The organism is Pseudoalteromonas sp. SD03, assembly GCF_040937955.1.
In the GTDB taxonomy this organism is placed as follows: Bacteria; Pseudomonadota; Gammaproteobacteria; order Enterobacterales; family Alteromonadaceae; genus Pseudoalteromonas; species Pseudoalteromonas tetraodonis.
This window is the reverse complement of sequence record NZ_CP162514.1, coordinates 1,497,443-1,514,720: the sequence shown is the minus strand read 5'-3', so window position 1 is coordinate 1,514,720 and position 17,278 is coordinate 1,497,443. Positions and strand designations below refer to the sequence as shown.

The following is a 17,278-nucleotide window of genomic DNA, read 5'->3' as shown; positions in this document are numbered from 1 at the left end:
CGCTTCCGGCTTATCCGACCTACGTTCATTATTGGTAACGTATGTGAAACACCCGACATAAAATGTATTAATTATTCCCCACACCAATTACGGCTGTACATTCCTGATGCGACCGCTTTATGAAAGCTTGAATAAGGCCAATCAACTACCCGTTCAACCAAACCATGTTTAAGCGGATTAAAATGAACATAATTTACATGGTGCCAATAATCACGTTCATCAACAATGGTATACTCCCAAAAACGGCGTTGCCAAATCCCTCGTTCATTTTTATTAATGCGTGCGAGTGATACATGTTCGTTTTTAGGCAAGCCTTTAGAAAAACGTTTTTTAATTTCGCGCCAACGACCAGAATAATCGCTATCACCTTCGGGTAAAGTTAACACTGCATGCATATGATCAGGCAACACCACCCACGCATCAATATAAAATGGTTTATGCATTTTTACCCAGCGCACAGCCCCACGCAATAAATCAATATGCTCAACCAATAATGACTCTTTACGATCCTGCAAATTAACCGTAAAAAAAATACGTTCCTCCCGGTTGATAATTTCTACGATATCTCACAAAAAATCTCCTTATAATAAACGGCTAATACCTCTGGGTTATTCAATACCTTAGGATAACGCCTTTGAATTATCCAACATCGTCGGATGGCGCCTCTGGCTTATCCAACCTACGTTAATTATTAAGAACGTAGGTCGGTTAAGTGGCGAAGCCGGCCACCCGACATTGAGGGAAACACCCGACATTGGGGAAACACCCGCCATCAAGCAACGCCAACATCAAAAAGCTCCAAAAAAGCGCACACGCTCTAAACTTCCTTAATAAATATTTGGTAACATCCATTTAATCACGTTGCAAAGTCAGAATTTATTGCTTGAAAATTAATACTATGTTAACAAGTAGGCTATCTTATAAGATGAAATATCAGAAAGTATTCTAGGAAAGGATTTACCTGTGAAGTCTGCCGCACTCATTACATTACTATTGCTATTTATTTTTGCTGGGCAAGTTCAAGCTAAAACCCTAGTCAAAGTGGGTGGCTATGAATTTCCTCCCTACATAGAGATTATTGACAGCCGTGCTTCAGGCCTTACCGTAGAGCTAATTAGCGAACTTAATAAAATACAATCTGACTATCATTTTGAGCTTGTGCTCACCACACCTATTCGGCGCTTTAAAGATTATCAGCAAGGTTTGTTCGATGCGGTATTTTTTGAAGATCCAAACTGGGGGTGGCTGCAAGGCAACCATATAATCAGTAACTCCCCTGTGATAGCAACAGACAGCGAAGTATTTATTGCTTTAAAGCAATTTGCAAAGTCACAAGCTTGGTTTGATAACTTAGACGATAAAACCCTCATTGGGATTTTAGGCTATCATTATCAGTTAGCAAACTTTGAAAACAATCCATCAATACTTGAAAACGAATATAAAATGACGTTACTGAGCAGTCATAAAAAAAGTATTGAATTAGTATTAAAAAAACGCAGCGATATGGCGATTGTTACCCGTTCTTACTTAAATCAATACCTCAATAAATACCCAGAAAGTAAAAAAAAGCTGCTTATCTCTGAACGCGTCGCGCAAACCTATAAACACCAATTATTAATTCGCCCTACACACCAACTTAATGTAAACACACTTTATAAAATAGTAAAAAAAACACTTGCACAAAATACCCTAGCAACCAAATTAAAGATACTTGGCCTACAACAACATGATATTTAGTGATGCTGCTTTAATACTAATAACATTACTAATAACTTAATGGCAATAACTAGAAAATTTGCTATTTTCATCGTGTGTCGCAAACTCAACTAAAGTCATCAATAAATCACTGTGTTTATGGGTAAAGCCAGTACTAGAAAGGCGTTTTTCTAAATAGGACGTAAAGTTTTTTCGTTGCAGGTGTTGGCTATGTAATTTTATTAACAGCTCTGACTGCTTTTGGTTAATTAACCGCGTCTCGTAAATCGGGTCTTCATCTGGCCAATTTTCTACAGGCGAGCCCTTTTGCTTAAACACAAAATCACTAAGTGAACGCTCGATTTGATTATAATCGTGCTCCCCTAGCAGTTTTTCTATTTCCTTTAATAAGCTTGAGTACAAAACACGCGGGAAAAGCTTGTAAAAATCATGATTTTTAAAGGGCTCTCCTTGTGGAGTTTGCTGCCAATTTTCAAAACTTGCTCGCAAAGCCTGAACTAATATACGTCCTACATAATGGCTTTTTTGGAATGAGACACCTTGCGATTCTAGCCTTGAAAGTACGTGATTTAAACGTTGCTTTAAGCTACGTACTTCTAGCTGCAATTCGCTTTTTTCTGTCTCTAATAATCGTATTTCTTGAGCACTGGTTGTTATTTTTTGCTCTAGTTTATTTATTTTAACTTGCGCGCCATAAAACAAATCACGGGTATCATTAAGCTCAGCCATAACACTGGCATTTTTTAATTTAATACTCGAATTACCCTCAATAGCATAAGTAGTAAGCTGTTTGCTCTGAGAGAGCGCTTTATTTAAAGTACTTTCTAACTTACTCTCAATAACTTGCCCAGACTTACTGCCTTTAAGTAAAGAATGTAAGGTTGAAGAAATATGCTTTTGGTACCAATTTTGGATCTGCTCACACTGCACATCAGATAAATTAGCAAATGGATTGTCTTCACTTATTGGCTTGTTAGCCATAAAAATTCCCTCTAGTAAAAAGACTTTTAGTTGTTATGCCGTATTAAAGTTAAATTACTTACCTTTGCATGTTAATAGCTATCGCTTTTTAAGGCTATATTTAATTGTTTGTATACTAGAAGAACCTCACTATTTAAGTTGTTTATTCCAAATAACGCACTAAACTTAAAATTAAAGATAAAAATGCATTATCCTTATGAGAATATTTTTAATCGCTGCCTTAGTACTATCATTTTTCACTTACGCACAACCTGCGCCAGTAACCTATACGGTCGACAATAAAAATATCACACTTCCCGGAGAGAAATACAAAAGCGGCTATGGCTATAATTTAAAAGCCGATACAGTTCTTCGCTTAGTTACACTTAATTGGCCCCCTTATATAGACGATCACTTATGCAATAAGGGCTGGCTATATCAACTTACAGTAAGCATGTTAGTAAAACGCGGCTATGGTGTACATATAGAGTTTTACCCTTGGGCGCGTGCCGTTCGTGAAGCTGAATTAGGTAAAGCTGATATTTTATTTCCTGAGTATTTTATTAGTGACGATGTAATGTCAGAAAACATTTTAACCAAAACACGTAATCAGTTATTGGCGTTATCTGAGCCCATTCCTGGTGGCGACTTATCATTTGTAGCACTTAGAGATCACAGCATAAATTACGATGGCAGTATTGAGTCTGTAAAAAAAAGGGTTCTGGGGGTGGTACGTTCATATAAAAATAGTAAAGAATTAGATCAACTTATTGAACAAGGCGGAATAAAAACCATTGTTGCTAACAGTGAGTATCAGCTTATTCATTTGCTTTTAAATGGTCGGGTTGAGCTTATTGTTGCCGACTTAGAAGTGCTAAAAGCCAGTATTTATAAATCACTATTATCAGCTAGAGAAAAAAAGAGGATGCTTAGCGCGCTAGTTGCATTAACGCCAAGCATAGAATACAAAGCCCTGTATTATGAAATCAGTAAAAGTACGCCTAATTGGCAATTTATCTTAGATGATATCAACGCAGAAATAGCGATTATGCGTGCAAATAATGAATTTGAGCGCTTCATAAAAACTAAAAAACAGCAGTGTTATAACCTCGATTAAGCCATAGGCAGCTAAATTTGAGCGTGCCTGTTTTCAGTTATATCTACTCATAGTCTAAGGCTTTGGTTAAACACCACCGTTTGGTTCCGTCCGGTTGTTTTTGCATTATAAAGTGCTGTATCGGCATTTCTTAATAATCCCTGCAGCGAACACGACTCAGAAGTCAAACTTGATACACCACTGCTTATTGTATAACTCACCTGCCCGCCACTTGATAAATGCACTGGGTTATCTTTTAAATGATCTTGCAACTTTGCTAAGGTTTTAACAACGGTACTGACACATTTGGTAGGAGAAACAATGCAAAACTCTTCTCCTCCTAAACGCGCTATAATATCATCACTGTCACAAAATGATTTAAACGTAGCAGCTATGCTTTGCAACACACTATCTCCGCCTTCGTGGCCAAATTGATCGTTAATGCGCTTAAAGTGGTCTATATCTATCATCGTAAGGGTTAAGTGCTGGCTGTCTTTAATACACTCATCAAGTGCAAGTTTAGCTGTTTCCATAAACCCTCTTCGGTTGAGCAAATTAGTAAGCGGATCTTTAATGGTTAAATCTTTTAGTTGTGCTTGATACTGCTTCATTTTTGTAATATCGCGCTCAATCGCTGCATAGTAAGCCACCTCACCTAACGCATTTTTTAATGGAAAAATATTCATATCAATCCAATAAGGCTCACCTGATTTTTTATAATTTAGAATTTGCTCAGATACTTGCTGTTTATTTTCTAGCGCATGCCTAATTTTATCGCGTGTGGCTTGTTGAGTTTTAGCGCCTTGTAAAATGCGCGGCGTTTTACCTCTAACTTCATCTAAATGATAACCCGTTACTTTAGTAAACGATTGGTTTGCATAAACAATTTTAGGGCCATCATTAGTAATAGGGCTTGCCTCGGTAACTAAAATAACGTCGCTGGCTAATTCAACAATTTCTTTAAATGGAATAGCTTGTTTTTGATGAGTAATATCGATAAAAGTGACGACTATTTCAGCAATGTTATTCTGCTCGTCAAACTCTGGATAAGCGTTACATAGCACCCATGTAATTTCGTCGCTTGAGCTGTCACATATACCTATTTCAAGATTCATCAATGGTTTTTGGGTTTTAATAACAACACTAACAGGATACTGAGAATTCTGCAGTGGTTGACGAAATTCATCCAGTAATTTCCATTTACTATCAAACGAGTCGCGCCCTAACGCTTGCTCTTTTGTTAAACGTAAAATATTTAAAGCCGCAGGATTTGCATACAAAATTCCTGTGTCTGGTGAATGCACCACCACACCGGTTTGTAAGTTTTGTATTAACCTTTCTGCATTTAGCCTTGATAAATCCATTAATGTACTCCGTACAAACTGTATTGAAAAAATACACGGGCTAGGGTCTGTTAACCTTTGCGGATTACAATTTGTTCAAACTAGGAGCTGTTTAATCGCGGCGCGAGGTTTGTAACCTAGTGGACTCGATAACTGCTCCTGCGTTATTCTACTGGCTTACATCCATGTAAGAATAAGTAAAAACCGAGCAAAGCTTCGGCGTCCTGCTCACGCCCCTTACCTACATCCATTTAGGCAACAAAGAGTAAATCGCCCCTAGGCAGAACCCTTCGGGCAGCGCCTGTTTGGCATTGATGCTGCGTTATCGCCTATTTATGGGGAATAACCACACCACATAGGCTCTGCCTTGCCTAAATACCAAACAGACTACTGCAAATTTAACCTTGAAAGGTCAACAGACCCTAATGTTCATTTTAATATAAGTGAATATTTGCCGACATAACAGAAAAAATGTTGCTGTTTATTGAGCACCCCTCAACAAAGTACATTTTACAACCTACTGAATTGCTAAATAAAAAAGCCGCAAACTAAGTTAAGTTCGCGGCTTATTATTTTACTATAGTACGTATTTTGGGTGCTAGTTAGTCATAATCAAATGGCGCTCTTACCCAGCCTTCCATTAATACACGTGCGCTGCGGCTCATACTCGCTTTAGTCACTTGCCATTGGCCATTTGTAACAACCGCCTCGGCACCTACTTTAAGTGTGCCCGATGGGTGACCAAAGTTAACCTCGTTAATAGCACCGCCACCAGCGGCCAAATTAACTAATGTTCCGTCAATTGCGGCTGCTGTGCCAATAGCAACGGCGGCTGTGCCCATCATCGCATGGTGTAACTTACCCATTGACATTGCACGTACTAACAAATCTATATCGCTTGCATTAACCTGCTTACCACTTGATGATTTGTAATTAAGCGGTGCAGCCACAAACGCCACTTTAGGTGTGTGTTGGCGTGCTTGCGCTTCATTAATAGTACTAATTAGTCCCATTTTTACCGCGCCATAGGCACGAATGGTTTCAAGCTTAGTGAGTGCGGCTTCATCAGCGTTTATATCATCTTGTAGCTCAGTACCGGAATAACCAATATCGCTGGCATTTACAAAAATAGTCGGGATACCTGCGTTGATCATAGTTGCTTTTAATGTCCCCACACCTGGTACTTCTAAATCATCAACCACATTGCCTGTTGGAAATAGCGCACCATCACCATCAGCAGGGTCAATAAATTCAAGCTTTACTTCAGCGGCAGGAAACGTCACACCATCTAACTCAAAGTCACCGGTTTCTTGAACTTGAGCGTTGGTCATGGGTACATGCACTAAAATACTTTTTTTAATGTTCGCCTGCCATACGCGCACAATAGCAATGCCATTATCCGGTACGCGAGATTTATCAACTAAACCATTGCTGATGGCAAACGCGCCCACGGCAGAGGTTAAGTTTCCGCAGTTACCACTCCAATCAACAAACGCTTTATCAATGGCGACTTGACCAAATAAATAATCAACATCGTGATCGGGCTGTTCACTCTTACTCAAAATAACCGTTTTACTGGTACTTGAGGTTGCTCCGCCCATGCCGTCGGTTTGTTTACCGTAAGCATCTGGGCTACCAATAACGCGCAATAATAAGCTATCGCGCGCCGCACCTGCCACTTGGGCAGGTGCGGGTAAATCGGTTAAATTAAAAAAAACCCCTTTACTCGTGCCACCACGCATATAGGTCGCAGGCACTTTAATTTGTGGTTTAAACATAAACGTGTGTCCTTATGATACTTGCGTGGCTTCTAAAAAGTCTTGCGCAAAGCGTTGTAACACACCGCCTGCCGCATAAATAGAGAGCTCTTCTTGCGTATCTAGTCGACATTTCATGGGTACGTTTAATACCTCGCCATTTTTACGCGTAATAACAAGCTCTAGGGTTGCACCTGGTGTTGGTTCGCCCTTCACGTCGTAGCTTTCGCTACCATCTAGATTAAGTGTTTTACGCGTTGTGCCTGGTTTAAATTCAAGCGGCAATACGCCCATACCAATTAAGTTAGTACGGTGAATACGTTCAAACCCTTCGGCTGCAATAACCTGAACACCAGCAAGCCTAACGCCTTTTGCTGCCCAATCGCGCGAAGAGCCTTGGCCATAATCAGCACCTGCCACAATAATGAGTGGCTGTTTACGCTGCATGTAGGTTTCGATTGCTTCCCACATGCGTGTGTTTTCACCTTCTGGCTCTATACGTGCGAACGAGCCTTGCTTCACTTCTCCGTTTTCATCTAATACCATTTCGTTCAATAGTTTAGGGTTTGCAAATGTAGCTCGTTGAGCGGTTAAGTGATCGCCTCGGTGAGTGGCGTATGAGTTAAAGTCTTCTTCTGGTACGTTCATTTTAGTTAAGTATTCACCTGCTGCGCTGCTTGCCATAATCGCATTAGAGGGTGATAAATGATCGGTTGTAATGTTATCGCCAAGTACTGCTAACGCGCGCATACCTGTCATACTGCGCTCACCTGCCAAAGCCCCTTCCCAATAAGGTGGGCGGCGAATATACGTACTTTCTGGGCGCCAATCGTAAAGTGGGTCGTTATCTTCGCCGTAATCAACAGTTAAGTTAAACATTGGCTCGTATACTTTTCTAAACTGCTCTGGTTTTACGCTTTGTTTGATAACCGCATCTATCTCTTCATCAGATGGCCATAAATCTTTTAAGGTTACATCGTTACCTTGTTGATCTTTACCGAGTATATCTTTTTCTATATCAAAACGAATGGTGCCCGCAATTGCATAAGCAACTACTAAAGGTGGTGACGCTAAAAACGCTTGCTTAGCATACGGATGAATTCGGCCATCAAAGTTACGGTTGCCCGAAAGCACAGCCGTTGCGTATAAATCGCGGTCAATCACTTCTTGTTGAATTTTAGGGTCCAACGCACCACTCATGCCATTACAGGTAGTACAGGCAAAACCAACAATACCAAAACCGAGTTGCTCTAGTTCAGTGAGTAAGTTTGCATCTTCAAGGTACGACTGCACTGCTTTAGAACCCGGCGCCAGGGATGTTTTAACCCACGGTTTACGCATTAAGCCTTTAGCGTTTGCATTTCGCGCTAATAAACCTGCAGCAATTACATTGCGCGGGTTACTGGTATTAGTACAGCTGGTAATAGCGGCGATAATACAGGCGCCATCTGGCATTAAGCCTTCTTCATTTTCAACAACACCCGAAATACCTTGCGCTGCTAAATCGCTGGTAGATACACGACGATGCGGATTTGAAGGCCCTGCAATGTTACGCCCTACGCTTGATAAATCAAACTTGAGTACGCGATCGTATTGAGCAGTTTTTAAGCTATCACTCCATAAACCTGCTGTTTTAGCGTAGTTTTCTACCAGGGCAATTTGATCTTCATCACGGCCTGTTAAACGCAAGTAATCAATAGTTTTATCGTCGATGTAGAACATAGCAGCGGTGGCGCCAAATTCTGGGGTCATGTTCGAAATGGTGGCTCTATCGCCAAGGGTTAGTGCATCAGCCCCTTCACCGTAAAACTCAAGGTAAGTCGATACCACACGTTGCTCACGTAAAAATTCGGTAATCGCCAGTACAATATCGGTTGCAGTTATGCCAGGCTGGCGTTTACCGGTAAGCTCTACGCCCACTATATCTGGTAAACGAATATATGATGCGCGTCCTAGCATTACGCTTTCGGCTTCAAGGCCACCTACACCAACAGCAATAACACCTAAAGCATCAACATGTGGGGTATGGCTGTCTGTTCCCACTAAAGTATCTGGGAAGGCAATACCGTCACGGTTTTGAATAACCGGCGACATTTTTTCAAGGTTAATTTGGTGCATGATGCCATTACCCGGTGGGATCACATCAATATTTTTAAACGCTGTTTTGGTCCAGTTTATAAAATGAAAACGGTCATCGTTGCGTCTATCTTCAATGGCGCGGTTTTTTTCAAATGCATCGGGATCAAAACCTGCGTGCTCAACAGCTAATGAGTGGTCAACAATCAGTTGAGTCGGTACAACCGGATTTACTTTTGCAGGATCGCCGCCTTTTGCAGCAATAGCATCACGCAGGCCCGCTAAATCAACCAGTGCGGTTTGCCCTAAAATATCGTGACATACAACGCGTGCCGGATACCACGGAAAGTCTAAGTCTTGTTTACGCTCAATTATTTGGCTCAGTGCATCGGTTAGCATTTCGGGCTCACAGCGACGCACTAAGTTTTCGGCAAATACACGCGAACTGTAAGGTAGTGTAGCGTATGCGCCTGGCTTAATGGCATCGACGGCGGCTTGGGTATCGTAGTAATCAACATTTGAGCCTGGTAAAGGCTTACGGTATTGGGTGTTATTAATAATGGTCATAATAAATTCGCTAATTTGGTGACGGAGGAGAGTACGCTAAAGCGCTATAATGAGTAATCATCAGCGCTATAAACAATAAAAGGTGAGCTAGGCTCACCTTAAACGCTAACTAATTAGCCTCTTGATTCGATTGGCGTGTAGCTACGCGCATCTGGCCCGGTGTAATCAGCACTTGGGCGAATAATACGGTTATTTGCACGTTGCTCTTTTACATGCGCTGTCCAACCGGTTACACGGCTCATTACGAAGATAGGCGTAAATAACTTAGTAGGAATACTCATAAAGTGGTACGCCGATGCATGGAAAAAGTCAGCATTACAGAATAACTTCTTCTCACGCCACATGACTTCTTCACAACGAACAGATACCGGGTAAAGCACCTCATCACCCACTTCTGCCGCCAACTTTTCAGACCACTTTTTAATAATAACGTTACGTGGATCTGACTCGCGGTAAATTGCGTGGCCAAAGCCCATAATTTTATCTTTACGCTCCAGCATCCCCATTAGCGCGTCTTCAGCTTGATCGGCGCTGCTAAAGCCTTCAATCATATCCATGGCGGCTTCGTTGGCACCACCATGAAGTGGACCACGTAAGGTACCAATTGCGCCAGTTACACATGAGTGAATATCAGAAAGCGTTGATGCACACACGCGACCGGTAAAGGTAGAGGCATTAAATTCATGCTCTGCGTACAAAATTAGTGATACATTCATTACTTGTGCAAATAATTCACTTGGCGCTTTATCGTGTAATAGCGTTAAAAAGTGTGCACCTACTGAATCGTCATCAGTTTGTGTTTCGATGCGAACACCGTCATGAGTAAAACGATACCAGTAACAAATAATACTTGGGAAAATTGCCACCATGCGATCAATCGCATCGTTTGCTTCGCTAAAGTCGTTTTCCATTTCAAGGTTACCTAGCATAGAACACCCTGTGCGCATTACATCCATTGGATGTGCGTCTTTAGGAATGTTCTCAAGCACTGTTTTTAGTGCCTCTGGTAAACCGCGCAAGCTTTTAAGTTTAGCTTTGTACTCTGCCAGTTCGCTTGATGTTGGTAGCTCGCCGCGAGAAAGTAAAAACGACACTTCCTCAAACTGTGCTTTTTCAGCCAGTTCACTAATATCGTAACCACAGTAAGTTAAACCTGAGCCTGTTTGCCCTACTGTACATAATGCTGTTTGTCCTGCTACTTGGCCACGTAAGCCTGCGCCACCTAATGCTTTATCTACCATGATGTGTCTCCTGTTGAAATTTTTATTATTTGTCAGATTTTGCTGAAAAAAGGTTATCGAGTGTGTTTTCGTACGAGTGATAATCTAAAAAGTCGTAAAGCTCTGCACGCGTTTGCATGTTTTCAATTTGGCTTTGTTGAGAACCTTCATTCAAAATTGCTGAATACACGTTAAGTGCGGCTTTATTCATTGCTCTAAACGCACTAAGTGGGTAAAGCACCATTTCTACGCCCACATCGCTTAGTTGCTCTTTGGTGTAAATTGGGGTTTGGCCAAACTCAGTAATATTGGCCAAAATAGGCACATTAATCGCCTTAGTAAATGCTTGATAATCAGCAAGATCATGAACCGCTTCTGCAAAAATCGCATCGGCACCGGCTTCAACACAAGCTGCTGCACGGTCTATCGCCGCATTTAAGCCTTCTTTTTGAAACGCATCGGTACGCGCCATAATGTAAAAATCGCTATCGGTTTTAGCATCAACCGCCGCTTTAATTCGGTCTACCATTTCAGCTTGGGTAACTATTTCTTTATTAGGGCGATGGCCACAACGCTTTTGCGCCACTTGGTCTTCAATATGAAAGCCTGCTGCCCCCGCTTTAGTCATTTCTTTAACGGTACGGGCAATATTAAACGCCCCACCCCAACCTGTATCGGCATCCACTAACAAAGGTAAATCGCTAGCACCGGTAATACGGCGAATATCTTCAAGCACGTTATCAAGGCTGGTCATCCCTAAATCTGGCATACCAAATGAGGCATTAGCCACACCTGCACCCGATAAATAAATAGCCTGATGGCCCATTTTTTCAGCCATCATCGCGGTGTACGCGTTAATAGTACCTACCACTTGTAACGGGTGGTTATTTGCAATTGCCTGTTTAAATTTTAATCCTGCTGACATTACCTTCTCCTAACTTTGAACGGGGCTGCTCTTTGGCAACTTAGTATTTTTTAAAAATGTGACATCTGTATTAGGGTCTATTGACCTTTCAAAATTTAATTTGCAGCAGCCTGTTTGGTATTTAGGCAAGGCAGAGCCTATGTGGTGTGGTTATTCCCCATAAATAGGCGATAACGCAGCATCAATACTAAACAGGCGCTGCCCTTCGGGTTCTGCCTAGGAGCGATTTACTCTTTGTTGCTCGGTTTTGACTTAGCCCACTAGGTTACAAACCTCGCGCCGTGATTAAACCGCTCCTAGTTTGAACAAATTATAATCCGCAAAGGTCAACAGACCCTAGTTAGCCACTTCATTTTGAGTGGCTTGTACTGATTGTTGATATCCATCAAATTTTGTTTGGATATTTGCTTGTGATGCACTGATATGGCGCTTCATTAACATTTCGGCCAGCTCACCATCATGATTTTCAATGGCGTTAATAATGGCTAAGTGTTCGTCAAATGCTTTCGATACCCGCGGCCCTACCATACCCATTTGTACACGGTACATTCTTATTAACTGGTACAGGTCGTGGCATAACAAATGAATTAAATGCGCGTTTTTACTGCCTTTGATTATTCTATAATGAAAATCTAAGTCGCCTGCTTCTTGATAGTACGACTCACCTTCTTTAACACGCTGAGTTTGCAAATGCTGATTAAGTAATTGTTTCAAGCCTTGTACTTCATCTGGTTCCATATTGTCGGCAGCTAACCTACATGCAAGTCCCTCAAGAGCACTGCGCACTTGATACACCTCAATTAAACGCTCTGCGGTTAATGCCACAACACGGCAACCTATATTGGCTTTACGCTCAACTAAATAACAACTTTCTAAACGGTTTAATGCCTCTCTAAGCGTTGCACGACTCACACCATAACGCTTTGCTAGTTCCGGCTCAGATATTTTACTGCCTTGTGCAATGCTGCCCTCTACAATTTCGCGGCGCATATCTACAAACACTTTATCGGAAGCGGTTGTGATAGATGTTTCATTTAACAAGTGCTGTGTCATAAAGTATTTTTATATTGTCGACAATTTATGGTCTAACTATGTGCTTATTATTTATACCTGTCAACCCTAGAACCACTTAAATCGAGTGAAAAACCACCATATTGTCGACATTATTAGCCGAAAGTATAATAAAAAATGTATTTAAGCTGTTTTACCCAACAAGATGTCGACACCTTTTAAGGGTTACTATTTCGTTTTTAACACTGAAAAAAATCGTTAAAAATGCTATTATCCTGCTTTATTTTGACTGTATGAGCCAAATCGTGGACGCAAACACTTATATCCCTGAGCCATTTATTAATGACGTAAAAACCTATCTACCCGAACACCTAAACTTAGATGACTTTTTAAGTGCGTGTCGTCGTCCACTGCGTAAATCTGTTCGCGTTAATACATTAAAAATGAGTGTTGAAGAGTTTAAGCAACAAGCGGCTAAAAAAAACTGGCAACTTACCGCTATTCCTTGGTGCGATGAAGGTTTTTGGTTAGAGCGCCCAAATGATGAAGAGCAAAACCTAGCGCTGGGTAATACCGACTTACACTTAAGCGGGGCTATGTACGTGCAAGAGGCAAGCTCAATGTTGCCGCCAATGGCACTAAAGCAAAGCCTTAAAACCAGTAACACAGTGCTCGATATGGCCTCGGCACCGGGCTCTAAAACCTCACAACTTGCCGCGATAATGGACAATCAAGGCGTGCTAGTAGCCAATGAGCTGTCGTCATCACGTTTAAAAGTACTCAGTGCCACGCTAAAGCGTATGGGTGTAGGTAACTGCGCGCTATCACATTTTGATGGTGTGGTATTTGGTAATTACATGTTTGAGTGCTTCGACAGCATTTTACTTGATGCGCCCTGCTCAGGCGAAGGCACGGTACGTAAAGATAGCGACGCGCTAAAAAATTGGTCTATCGAGTCAAATATTACCATTGCCCAAGTACAAAAAGATCTGATTAAAAGTGCATTTTACGCACTTAAACCTGGCGGCACATTGGTGTATTCAACCTGTACATTAACCCCTCTCGAAAACCAGCAAGTATGCAGCGCATTATTAGATGAGTTTGGCGAATATATAAGCCCTGAGTCATTAAGCGACTTATTCCCAGGGGCTGATAAAGCCACCACCGCAGAGGGCTACTTACATGTTTGGCCGCAAACCTTTGACAGCGAAGGCTTTTTTATTGCCAAATTTAAAAAGCACAGCAGCTGCGAAAACCAAACATTAAAAGTTAAAAAAGGCGCGTTCCCCTTTAGTGACTTTGATAGTAAACAAAGTGCTGCGTTTATGAGCTTCCTTAAAAAGCAATTTGGTTTAACGAGTCTGCAAGGTACGTTAAAACAACGCGACAAAGAGCTTTGGCTGTTTCCTGATGAATTTGAAGCGATACAAAACAAAATTAAATATGCGCGATTAGGTATTCAGGTAGGCGTTATTCATAAAAATGGCGTACGCCTAACGCACGAATTTGCGACGGTATTTGGAAAACAGTGTAAAAGTAATGTACTGGCATTAACCAATGAACAGGCTAACGATTACTTTAATGGTAAAGATATACGCCTAGAAGAGGTAACCAAATCCAGCGGCGAGGTAATCCTAACTTTATGTGGTTGCCCTATTGGCTTAGGGAAATGGCAAAAAAATAAAGTTAAAAACTCTTTACCACGAGATTTAGTACAAAATACGCAGTTAATAAACTGGGCGTAAATTCTAATAAAGGTGTGTATAACAAATGTAACTCACTGTAATTACTGCAGTATAAAAAACGAACAAAAATGTGTATTTTTAGCACTTTTGACTATACTTAAATAACTTTCTTCTTCTCCCTAAGAATCTGAAAGTGTCTTTAGTTAGCGCAGGGCTCAAATACGAGCCCCTCTATAACCCAGAGTTCTTATAGCTCTGGGTCTTTTTTTGTCTAGGCGAAAGTTAACGAGCTGCGAGAGTCGGGTTACGAGCTTAATCCCTCACCCAGCCCTATTATTACAATAAGAACTTAGTGATTTATTTACCACAGAGGGCACAGAGCACACAGAGAAAGTGATTAAAGACAAAGGTTAAAGAACTGTTGTTAGTTATTAGATTTCCAAAATTGAAGCTTTTTCTCAGTGCAGCGCGAAGCGCCTCGGTGTTCTCTGTGGTTCAAAAATAAAGGTTTTAGGAGAAAGTTAACTGGTTGCAGGGATCGGACAACCGGACCTGGGCATTACAATAAGCTCTTAAAAATTTATTTACCACAGAGGATAGGAGCACACAGAGAAAGTGATTAAAGACAGAGATTAAAGAACTGTTGTTAGTTATTAGATTTTCAAAATTGAAGCTTTTTCTCTGTGCAGCGCGAAGCGCCTCGATGCTCTCTGTGGTTAAAGTTCAGAGTAAACTAGCTGCAGGGGCTGGTTTATTCACTTAATCTCGCAACCCGCCCAAGCTTTACAATAAGAACTTAAAGATTTATTTACCACAGAGGATAGGAGCACACAGAGAAAGTAATTAAAGACAAAGATTAAAGAACTGTTGTTAGTTATTAGATTTCCAAAATTGAAGCTTTTTCTCTGTGCAGCGCGAAGCGCCTCGGTGTTCTCTGTGGTTCAAAAATAAAGGTTAAAGTTCAGAGTAAACGAGCTGCAGGGGTCGGTTTACTAGCTTAATCTCGCAACCCGCCGCGAGCTTTACAATAAGCTCTTAAAAATTTATTTACCACAGAGGATAGGAGAACACAGAGAAAGTAATTAAAGAAAAAGATTAAAGAACTGTTGTTAGTTATTCGATTTCCAAAATTGAAGCTTTTCTCTGTGCAGCGCGAAGCGCCTCGGTATTCTCTGTGGTTCAAAAATAAAAGGTTTTAGGAGATAGTTAACTGGTTGCGGGGATCGGACAACCGGACCTGAGCATTACAATAAGCTTTTAAAGATTTATTTACCACAGAGGATAGGAGAATACAGAGAAAGTAATTAAAGACAAAGATTAAAGAACTGTTGTTAGTTATTAGATTTCCGCAATTGAAGCTTTTTCTCTGTGCAGCGCGAAGCGCCTCGGTGCTCTCTGTGGTTCAAAAAAGGTTAAAGTTCAGAGTAAACGAGCTGCGAGATTCAAGGCCCGTTACCCGAAGCTCGTGGCTCGTGTTTTAACCACAGTATTTATTAAACATCCAACTACCTCTGATAGCCTCATAATGAGAACCAAATTGCAGCGATAAACACACTATTGGCAAACGATTCATTTGCTCAGCCATACTAAACACATCATAAAATTTATAACCATATTTAGAAGCTAATTTAAGTTCATTCACATAAAGGGCTTTGTAGGTAGGTGGTAGTTCACTCCAGTGCATTAACGCAATTTGAATAATGCCTAAATGAATATCTAACTTATATGGGCCAACTTTTTTGGCTTGCTGAATATAATTGTATACCCGCTCTGTTGGTCCCTCTTGATAACTTACAACCTGCGCTAAGCTCATCCAAGTTTGTGCCCAAGTTTGTCTAAGCTCAACCGACTTTAATAGCGCCTGCTCAGCTTGTTGATATGTTTGCTTTACTTTATCTGATTGCTCACTCGATATGCTATCTATACCACTGAGGCTTAGTAATTTTATATGGGCTAAAAAATGCCAATAATGAGGATGCTCGGGATCCATATTCGTAGCTAACGTAATCGCATTTTCTGCAGCTTGAAGCGATGAACCAGATAAAGCACCATCCGACTCTTGCACAATATTAAGCGCATGAAAGTACCATGCATTAGCGCGCATACTTTGCATGCTGCTATATGCAATTACAAGCACTATTAGAGCTAAAATAACAGCAGGCACTACCTTGACCATGTTTAATTTAGTCATTAAATAAGCTCTCGGTTAATTGCAGCGGGTTAGTTACAAAAAGCGCTGTAGCCTGCTCTTCACCTATTAACTGCGCTACTGTTTTTCTAGCTTGGCTTAAAATAGGCGGTCGACGTTTTACTGAATGGGCATCAGAAGCAACATAGTTCACTAAACCATCTTTTAGCATTTGTAACGCTATAGTTTGCGCGCTTTCGCCCCACTCGCCTTCAATGCTCGATGCTGTTAATTGAAAGTCGCAACCTAACTGCTTTAAGTGCTGAATATAATAAAGGTTTGACTGAATATCGCGATTACGCTCAGGATGCGGAATAATAACGCGTATATTTTGTTTAGCGAGCCACTGAATAAACTTATCGTAACCTTGTGGCATGTGAGAGTGCGGTAACTCTAATAACAACACATTTTTGTCTGCTATTTTACCAATAAAAGGCAGTTTATTAGCCATCACCATTGCCATCAGTTCTACGTCTAAACGCACCTCAGCAGCAGCGGCTAATTTTACGTTTATCCCTTCATTTTTTGCATTAAGCCGTAAGTTTGCTAAATTAGCATAAATATGAGAAATCGAATTATTAAAGCGGCCCACATGTATATGTGGCGTTGCCACCATATGAGTAATACCGTCGTTTTCAGCCAATTTTAAAAGCGCTAAAGATTCAGTTAAATCTTTAGCGCCATCATCAATACCCGGCAAAATATGCGTATGAATATCAATCATAAATTACTTA

The 17,278-nt window shown here is 40.9% G+C and carries 13 protein-coding genes; 3 read left to right on the top strand and 10 right to left on the bottom strand.

Going from position 1 to position 17,278, the window contains the following annotated elements; genetic code table 11:
• Positions 1-71: 71 nt before the first annotated feature.
• Entirely contained in the window at positions 72-515 is a 444-nt protein-coding gene (locus ABZP26_RS07045; protein WP_058154493.1) for a transposase, read from the bottom strand.
• 448 nt (positions 516-963) lie between these two features.
• Here ABZP26_RS07045 and ABZP26_RS07040 point away from each other — a divergent pair, with 448 nt between their 5' ends.
• The gene (locus ABZP26_RS07040; protein WP_016899869.1) at positions 964-1,737 is read left to right on the top strand and encodes a transporter substrate-binding domain-containing protein; all 774 of its coding nucleotides are present in this window, start codon (positions 964-966) and stop codon (positions 1,735-1,737) included.
• Between the two features lie 36 nt (positions 1,738-1,773).
• Here the strand turns inward: ABZP26_RS07040 and ABZP26_RS07035 are convergent, their stop codons facing one another.
• Positions 1,774-2,697 carry a hypothetical protein gene (locus tag ABZP26_RS07035; RefSeq protein WP_368485539.1) on the bottom strand — a complete coding sequence of 308 codons (924 nt, stop codon included), beginning with the start codon at positions 2,695-2,697 and terminating at the stop codon, positions 1,774-1,776.
• A 196-nt stretch (positions 2,698-2,893) separates the two neighbouring features.
• On the opposite strand from ABZP26_RS07035, the gene ABZP26_RS07030 reads away from it, so the two are divergent.
• On the top strand, positions 2,894-3,793 hold the full coding sequence (locus ABZP26_RS07030) for a substrate-binding periplasmic protein (RefSeq protein WP_368485538.1): 900 nt from the start codon (positions 2,894-2,896) through the stop codon (positions 3,791-3,793).
• Positions 3,794-3,840: 47 nt separating this feature from the next.
• Here the strand turns inward: ABZP26_RS07030 and ABZP26_RS07025 are convergent, their stop codons facing one another.
• From ABZP26_RS07025 to ABZP26_RS07000, 6 genes are all read right to left on the bottom strand, one after another.
• Positions 3,841-5,136, bottom strand: a complete 1,296-nt coding sequence (locus ABZP26_RS07025) for a diguanylate cyclase (protein ID WP_368485537.1) — start codon at positions 5,134-5,136, stop codon at positions 3,841-3,843.
• A gap of 581 nt (positions 5,137-5,717) precedes the next feature.
• The gene (prpF, locus tag ABZP26_RS07020) at positions 5,718-6,893 is read right to left on the bottom strand and encodes a 2-methylaconitate cis-trans isomerase PrpF (RefSeq protein ID WP_016899865.1); all 1,176 of its coding nucleotides are present in this window, start codon (positions 6,891-6,893) and stop codon (positions 5,718-5,720) included.
• A gap of 12 nt (positions 6,894-6,905) precedes the next feature.
• Positions 6,906-9,515 carry a Fe/S-dependent 2-methylisocitrate dehydratase AcnD gene (gene acnD / locus ABZP26_RS07015; RefSeq protein ID WP_368485536.1) on the bottom strand — a complete coding sequence of 870 codons (2,610 nt, stop codon included), beginning with the start codon at positions 9,513-9,515 and terminating at the stop codon, positions 6,906-6,908.
• A 113-nt stretch (positions 9,516-9,628) separates the two neighbouring features.
• The gene (prpC, locus tag ABZP26_RS07010) at positions 9,629-10,756 is read right to left on the bottom strand and encodes a 2-methylcitrate synthase (RefSeq protein WP_058154488.1); all 1,128 of its coding nucleotides are present in this window, start codon (positions 10,754-10,756) and stop codon (positions 9,629-9,631) included.
• A gap of 25 nt (positions 10,757-10,781) precedes the next feature.
• On the bottom strand, positions 10,782-11,660 hold the full coding sequence (gene prpB, locus ABZP26_RS07005; RefSeq protein WP_013464731.1) for a methylisocitrate lyase: 879 nt from the start codon (positions 11,658-11,660) through the stop codon (positions 10,782-10,784).
• A gap of 336 nt (positions 11,661-11,996) precedes the next feature.
• Positions 11,997-12,713, bottom strand: a complete 717-nt coding sequence (locus ABZP26_RS07000) for a GntR family transcriptional regulator (RefSeq protein ID WP_128583546.1) — start codon at positions 12,711-12,713, stop codon at positions 11,997-11,999.
• 263 nt (positions 12,714-12,976) lie between these two features.
• Here ABZP26_RS07000 and rsmF point away from each other — a divergent pair, with 263 nt between their 5' ends.
• A complete protein-coding gene (gene rsmF, locus ABZP26_RS06995) occupies positions 12,977-14,416 on the top strand; it encodes a 16S rRNA (cytosine(1407)-C(5))-methyltransferase RsmF (RefSeq protein WP_368485614.1) in 1,440 nt (479 codons plus the stop codon).
• A gap of 1,417 nt (positions 14,417-15,833) precedes the next feature.
• On the opposite strand, the gene ABZP26_RS06990 is transcribed toward rsmF, so the two are convergent.
• Both ABZP26_RS06990 and ABZP26_RS06985 read right to left on the bottom strand, forming a co-directional pair.
• Positions 15,834-16,547, bottom strand: a complete 714-nt coding sequence (locus tag ABZP26_RS06990) for a VpsP family polysaccharide biosynthesis protein (protein ID WP_368485535.1) — start codon at positions 16,545-16,547, stop codon at positions 15,834-15,836.
• Complete coding sequence (locus ABZP26_RS06985; RefSeq protein WP_368485534.1) at positions 16,540-17,268, bottom strand: tyrosine-protein phosphatase; 729 nt, start codon at positions 17,266-17,268, stop codon at positions 16,540-16,542. The genes ABZP26_RS06990 and ABZP26_RS06985 overlap by 8 nt, the downstream gene beginning before the upstream one ends.
• Positions 17,269-17,278 lie beyond the last annotated feature (10 nt).